This is a genomic window from Citrobacter sp. Cm038 (assembly GCF_030333105.1).
GTDB lineage: Bacteria > Pseudomonadota > Gammaproteobacteria > Enterobacterales > Enterobacteriaceae > Citrobacter > Citrobacter murliniae.
In genome coordinates, this window is sequence record NZ_JAOWGO010000002.1 from 148,938 (window position 1) to 155,693 (window position 6,756).

General features: G+C 50.9%; 5 protein-coding genes. 1 reads left to right on the plus strand and 4 read right to left on the minus strand.

Annotation, left to right across the window (positions count from 1 at the left end; all coding sequences use genetic code 11):
• Positions 1-62: 62 nt before the first annotated feature.
• The 4 genes from aceK to metA all read right to left on the minus strand — a co-directional run bounded on the left by aceK (position 63) and on the right by metA (position 6,039).
• Positions 63-1,796, minus strand: a complete 1,734-nt coding sequence (aceK, locus tag OGY01_RS00665; protein WP_045438421.1) for a bifunctional isocitrate dehydrogenase kinase/phosphatase — start codon at positions 1,794-1,796, stop codon at positions 63-65.
• A gap of 107 nt (positions 1,797-1,903) precedes the next feature.
• On the minus strand, positions 1,904-3,208 hold the full coding sequence (aceA, locus tag OGY01_RS00670; RefSeq protein WP_045438418.1) for an isocitrate lyase: 1,305 nt from the start codon (positions 3,206-3,208) through the stop codon (positions 1,904-1,906).
• Positions 3,209-3,239: 31 nt separating this feature from the next.
• The gene (aceB, locus tag OGY01_RS00675; protein ID WP_045438415.1) at positions 3,240-4,841 is read right to left on the minus strand and encodes a malate synthase A; all 1,602 of its coding nucleotides are present in this window, start codon (positions 4,839-4,841) and stop codon (positions 3,240-3,242) included.
• A gap of 268 nt (positions 4,842-5,109) precedes the next feature.
• Positions 5,110-6,039, minus strand: coding sequence for a homoserine O-acetyltransferase MetA (gene metA / locus OGY01_RS00680; protein ID WP_045438413.1), 930 nt, complete (start codon positions 6,037-6,039; stop codon positions 5,110-5,112).
• 157 nt (positions 6,040-6,196) lie between these two features.
• On the opposite strand from metA, the gene OGY01_RS00685 reads away from it, so the two are divergent.
• Complete coding sequence (locus tag OGY01_RS00685) at positions 6,197-6,640, plus strand: acetyltransferase (protein WP_048222517.1); 444 nt, start codon at positions 6,197-6,199, stop codon at positions 6,638-6,640.
• Positions 6,641-6,756 lie beyond the last annotated feature (116 nt).

The following is a 6,756-nucleotide window of genomic DNA, read 5'->3' on the forward strand; positions in this document are numbered from 1 at the left end:
AAACCGGAGATCGCCGGAGCCTGATAGGCACAGCGACGTCAGGCAATTAACGCAAAATTACGCTAGTCCTGCTGATTGTAACGCACACTAAATCGTTGCTTGCGGCGGTAAGCGTAGACATCTTCCACATGTCCTTCCCGAATTCGGGTCTGCAACGCCCGCCAGTAGTCGGCACGAAACAGATCAGCGTGCATCTCTTCAAACAACGGTCCAATACGCGGATCGGCACACAGCCAGTGACGGAACTCCTCCGGGAAAACGTCACCTGGAGAAACGCTGTACCATGGCTCACTTGCCAGCTCATCCTCCGGGTAACGCGGCGGTGGGATATGGCGAAAATTCACTTCCGTCATGTAACAAATTTCATCATAGTCGTAGAACACCACACGCCCGTGGCGGGTGACACCAAAATTTTTAAATAACATGTCACCAGGGAAAATATTGGCAGCGGCTAACTGACGAATAGCGTTGCCATACTCTTCAATTGCATCCCGCAGTTGCTGCCCTTCCACCTGCTCCAGCCAGATATTCAACGGTACCATCCGGCGTTCGATATACAGATGTCGAATAACGATCTGCTCACCAAGATCGGTTATCTTTTCAGGGACTTCCTGTAGCAGCAGTGCCATCAGCGCCGGGGCGATTTGCCGCTTATCCAATACAAAGTTCTCGAACTCCTGGGTGTCCGCCATGCGTCCGACACGATCGTGCTCTTTCACCAGTTGATAACAGGCACGGACATGGGCAGCAGACATCTCTTTCTGCGGCGCAAATTTATCTTTAATAATTTTGAATACCCGATCGAATCCCGGCAGCGTAAAAACCAGCATGACCATGCCGCGTATTCCCGGCGCCTCAATAAACTGCTCGTCGCTCCCGGCAAGATAGAGCAGATATTCGCGATAGCTTTCTGTTTTCGCATGCTTCTGACAGCCAATCGCCATATACAACTCGGCGGTGGTTTTACCGGGCAGGATCTCGCGCAGCCACTCCACTAACGCCGCAGGCAACGGGGCATAAACCATAAAATAAGAGCGGGCAAAGCCAAACACGATACTGGCTTCCGCAGCGGTTGTCAGACAGGTATCAACAAATAACTCACCTTCGTCGGTGCGGTGTATCGGCAGTAAAAATGGCAAAGTACCGGAAGGCGTTATGAGTTTCCCAACCAGCCAGGCGGCTTTATTGCGGTAAAAAAGTTCATTCGCCACCTGCAAATGGCAGCGCTGCAACACATCCGCACCAAAAGTTTCCGTCAGGTGTCCGATGATGTAATGGATATCACGAATTTTGTTCTGCCACGGCAGACGCAGAGGCAGATCGCTGAGTACCCGCGCGAGCATCGATTCCCATCCTGAATCAGGGAAAAAGTCTTTCGCCAGCGGACGTGGGATGGTTCGAAAGCGGCGTTCTGGCTGGGAACTAAAAATAAACAGACGCTCGGGAGTCAGCGAACGATGGTCAAATAACCGACAGTAAACAGAGTTAAAAAAGCTCTCCGCAATCTCGAAGCGCGGATAGTCCGGCAATAGCCGGGTGTAATGCTCTTTGACGCGAAGTAAAAACTCCGCATTGGTACTTTTGCCGTCGGTAATACAGCGTAACTGTTCCACCACCAGGCCCACATGATGATCGTAGAGGTGGATACGGCTTTTCATCGCCTGCTGAACCGCATGCCAGTCGGCCTGTTCAAAACGCTGCTGAGCACCGGACGTCACTTCCAGAAATCGGCCATACTGCGCATCAAAGCCTTGCAGGATGGTTTGAGCAATCAGTAATTCCAGGCCACGCGACATCTTTTGCCCTCATCCAGAACCGGAGATTGCCGGATAGCGCATTCACTTATCCGGCCTACGAAGATCCGTAGGCCCGGTAAGCACAGTGCCACCGGGCATCAGGACAATCAGAACTGTGATTCTTCCGTCGACCCCGTCAGCGCAGTAACGGATGACGCACCGCCCTGAATAATGGTCGTCACTTTATCGAAGTAACCGGTACCCACTTCCTGCTGATGGGATACGAAAGTGTAACCGTCTTTCGCCGCCGCAAATTCTGGCTGCTGGACTTTCTCGACGTAGTGGCGCATGCCTTCGCCCTGCGCATAGGAATGTGCAAGATCGAACATGTTGAACCACATGCTGTGGATACCCGCCAGAGTAATGAACTGATATTTATAGCCCATGTCCGACAGCTGCTGCTGGAAGCTGGCAATGGTTTTGTCGTCCAGGTTTTTCTGCCAGTTAAACGACGGTGAACAGTTGTAGGCCAACAGTTTACCTGGATATTTAGCGTGGATCGCATCGGCAAAGCGGCGAGCCAGCTCGAGATCCGGGGTGGAAGTTTCACACCACACCAGATCAGCATACGGTGCATAGGCCAGACCGCGACTGATTGCCTGTTCAATGCCCGCATGGGTACGGTAGAACCCTTCACTGGTACGCTCACCGGTAATGAACTCGCTGTCGTATGGATCGCAGTCAGAGGTGATCAAATCTGCCGCGTCAGCATCGGTACGGGCAATAACCAGCGTCGGTACGCCCATCACGTCAGCCGCCAGACGTGCCGCCACCAGTTTCTGGATAGCTTCCTGAGTCGGTACCAGCACTTTGCCGCCCATATGACCACATTTTTTCACGGAGGCGAGCTGATCTTCGAAGTGAACAGCCGCTGCACCAGCCTCAATCATCGATTTCATCAGTTCGAAAGCGTTGAGTACGCCGCCAAAACCGGCTTCAGCATCAGCGACGATCGGCAGGAAGTAGTCCACATAGCGCGGATCGTTCGGTTCAATACCGGTAGACCACTGGATCTGATCCGCGCGGCGGAAGGTGTTGTTGATCCGATCCACCACTGCCGGCACCGAGTTCGCCGGGTACAGCGATTGATCCGGGTACATGCTGGAAGCCAGGTTAGCATCTGCCGCGACCTGCCAGCCAGAAAGATAGACCGCTTCAATACCGGCTTTCGCTTGCTGCAGCGCCTGACCACCGGTCAGCGCACCGAGACTGTTGATGTAGCCTTTCTTCGATTCGCCGTGCAACAGACGCCACATTTTCGCCGCTCCAAGCTGCGCCAGCGTACATTCCGGGTTGACCGAGCCACGTAATTTCACCACTTCCTCCGCGCTATATGGGCGGGTAATGCCTTCCCAGCGCGGTTGTGTCCATTCTTTTTGTAATTCTTCGATTTGTTGAGTACGGGTTTTCATGTGCAGATGCTCCATATTATGATGTGGTGAGTTAAGCCAGCAGGCGGTAACCCGGCAGGGTCAGGAAGTCGATCAGTTCGTCAGAAGTGGTGATTTGCTCCATCAGGCGCGCGGCATCGTCAAAACGCCCGCTGCTGTAGCGGTGTTCGCCCAGTTCGTCCTGAATAACCAGCATTTCTTCTGCCAGCATCTGACGGAACAGGGATTTAGTGACAGGTTTGCCGTTGCTCAGCGTTTTTTCATGGTGGATCCACTGCCAGATAGAGGTTCGGGAGATTTCGGCGGTCGCCGCGTCTTCCATCAGACCATAAATCGGCACACAGCCATTGCCGGAGATCCACGCTTCGATGTACTGCACAGCAACGCGGATATTGGCACGCATCCCTTCTTCAGTGCGCTCACCCTCACATGGAGCCAGAAGCTGTTCTGCGGTGATCGGCGCATCTTCATCACGGGTCACGAATAACTGGTTTTTGTTTTCCCCCAGCACATCGTTGAAAATCGCCATTGCTGTATCTGCAAGCCCCGGGTGAGCAACCCAGGTCCCGTCATGACCGTTATTGGCTTCCAGCGCTTTATCCGCTTTAACTTTGTTCAGTACCTGGTTGTTACGTTCGGCGTCTTTGCTGGGGATGAATGCCGCCATACCGCCCATCGCAAATGCGCCGCGTTTGTGACAAGTTTTAATCAGCAGACGCGAGTACGCGCTGAGGAAAGGTTTATCCATCGTCACGACCTGACGATCCGGCAGAACACGATCCGGGTGATTTTTCAGCGTTTTGATATAGCTAAAAATGTAATCCCAGCGGCCGCAGTTCAGGCCCACAATATGGTCACGCAGTGCGTGCAGGATCTCATCCATCTGGAAGACAGCTGGCAGCGTTTCAATCAGCAACGTAGCTTTGATAGTTCCGCGCGGCAGGTTAAATCTGTCTTCGGCATAGCTGAAGACTTCACTCCACCAGGCAGCTTCTTGCCAGGACTGAGTCTTCGGCAGATAGAAATAGGGGCCGCTGCCTTTTGCCAGCAACGCTTTATAGTTGTGGAAGAAATAGAGAGCAAAGTCGAACAGGCTGCCGGGAATCGCTTCTTCGCGCCAGGTCACATGTTTTTCCGGCAAGTGCAGGCCACGCACACGGCAAATCAATAACGCCGGATTGGGTTTCAACTGGTAAATCTTACCGGCTTCATTGGTGTAGCTGATGGTACCGTTTACCGCATCACGCAGGTTAATTTGCCCGTCGATGACTTTGCTCCATTCGGGGGCCAGTGAATCCTCAAAATCAGCCATGAAGACTTTGACGTTCGCATTCAGCGCGTTGATCACCATCTTGCGTTCAACAGGCCCGGTGATCTCTACACGACGATCCTGCAAGTCATCAGGAATACCACGAATTTTCCAGTTACCTTCACGAATGGAAGCTGTTTCCGAAATAAAATCAGGCAACTTACCGTCATCAATATCCTGCTGCTGTTGAATACGTGCAGCGAGAAGCTTATTCCGTTTTGGTGTAAATCGTGTCACCAGTTCAGTCAGAAACTCCACCGCTTCTTCAGTCAGAATTTGCTGTTCTTGCTCGCCATGCGGTCTGGTAAACACCAGCTCATTGGTTGTTGTTGCCTGTTGATTCATTGCGTAGTTCCTCGTCATTGATCCAAAACCATCCCCAATGCGAACGAAGGATCGTTGTGCGGTTTTCGTTCAGCACAACTAAGACTACTCAATTAAATTTCAAAATCAAAAACAATTTCCATTTTTAATTTAATTATCAATTAACTTATTGATAACATTAAAAATAAAAATTAATTACATGATGAGGTGCGTTTCGGAAATAAAAAAGGCACCCGAAGGTGCCTGATTCAATATGCTGAAACGCTTAAGGATCGCTGGCTACAGAAGATTAATCCAGCGTTGGATTCATGTGACGCAGATCGTATGGCGTTATCTGGTAGACGTAATAGTTGAGCCAGTTGGTAAACAGCAAATTACCATGGCTGCGCCAGGTTGCCCGCGGTTTGTTTTGCGGGTCGTCTTTCGGGAAATAGTTGTATGGAACATCCGGAGTTAAACCCGCTTCGACGTCACGAAAATATTCACTGGCCAGAGTATGGGCATCATATTCTGGATGGCCCGTCACGAATGCAATACGCTTATCTTTGCTGGCAAACAGATAGGCATCACCCTCTTCCGTCTCCGCAAAGATCTCAAGATCGGTGTAATCCCTGATAAGTGCTGCTGGAAAATCAGCATAGCGTGAATGCGGTGCCAGAAATGCGTCATCAAAACCACGCGTCAGCAAGGCATGAGGATGCAGAATATGGTGTTCATAGACGCCCGAGAGTTTGTCCGTGCGGGTTTGTTTGGGAATGCCATACAAAATATTAAGTGCAGCCTGTACCGCCCAACAGACAAACAGTGTCGACGTGACGTGGTCTTTTGCCCATTCCAGAACCTGTTTTATCTGCGGCCAGTAAGCCACATCGTTAAATTCAACCAGACCCAGCGGCGCGCCGGTCACGATCAGTCCGTCGAAGTTCTGGTCGCAGATATCCTCGAAATTACAGTAAAAGTTATTTAGATGCTCGGTAGGAGTGTTACGTGACTCACGTGCATCAATGCGTAATAGTTGAACATCCACCTGTAGCGGTGAGTTCGACAGTAAACGCAGAAACTGGTTTTCCGTTTCAATCTTCTTCGGCATCAGGTTGAGGATAAGTACCTTTAGTGGACGAATTTCCTGACCGGAAGCGCGAGATGTCGTCATGACAAAGACATTTTCCTCACGCAAGAAATTGACGGCGGGTAGCTCGTCCAGCACGCGAATTGGCATAACCTGATAACCTCACTACATACGCTTAAACGTTTAGACATCCAGATAGCTGAAGATACCCAGGAATCATACGAATGTCGAGTCTGTATGCCCAAGGTGAGAAAGTTTCACATCCCCTTGCTGTAGAATAGTGCAGTAAAGATAAAAGGAGAATGCTATGGCTCTGACCATTCGTCGTTCACGCACGGACGAAAGCGATAAGTTAGTTTCTATCTGGTGTCGTTCAGTCGATGCCACTCACCATTTTCTCTCATCTGATTACCGTATTGAGCTGGAAGAACTGGTCCGTTCGTTTTTGCCAGAAGCTCCACTATGGGTTGCGGTAACGGAACAGGATGAACCCATCGCCTTTATGCTGCTCACAGATGAACATATGGATGCCTTATTCGTCGATCCTGATGTTCGCGGATGTGGTGTGGGGAAATGGCTGGTTGAGCATGCACTGATGCTGGCCCCCAGGTTAACGACCAACGTTAATGAGCAAAATGAACAAGCCGTTGGATTCTATAAGAAGATGGGATTTAAGGTGACGGGACGTTCAGAGGTTGATGACCTTGGAAAGCCGTATCCGTTATTGCATCTCGCGTATACCGGAGAATAAGGGATTCAGTACGGTTTGTATTGCCGGACGACAGTGTTTCCTGCAGTCCGCAGACGCAAAAAAGCCCATCCGGCAGGATGGGCTTCTTCACTGGTTTGATGCCTGGCAGTTCCCTA

Bases quoted from the DNA above. Each gene is read 5' to 3' on its own strand.
- aceK (WP_045438421.1), bottom strand. From the start codon at position 1,796: ATGTCGCGTGGCCTGGAATTACTGATTGCTCAAACCATCCTGCAAGGC.
- aceA (WP_045438418.1), bottom strand. From the start codon at position 3,208: ATGAAAACCCGTACTCAACAAATCGAAGAATTACAAAAAGAATGGACA.
- aceB (WP_045438415.1), bottom strand. From the start codon at position 4,841: ATGAATCAACAGGCAACAACAACCAATGAGCTGGTGTTTACCAGACCG.
- metA (WP_045438413.1), bottom strand. From the start codon at position 6,039: ATGCCAATTCGCGTGCTGGACGAGCTACCCGCCGTCAATTTCTTGCGT.
- OGY01_RS00685 (WP_048222517.1), top strand. From the start codon at position 6,197: ATGGCTCTGACCATTCGTCGTTCACGCACGGACGAAAGCGATAAGTTA.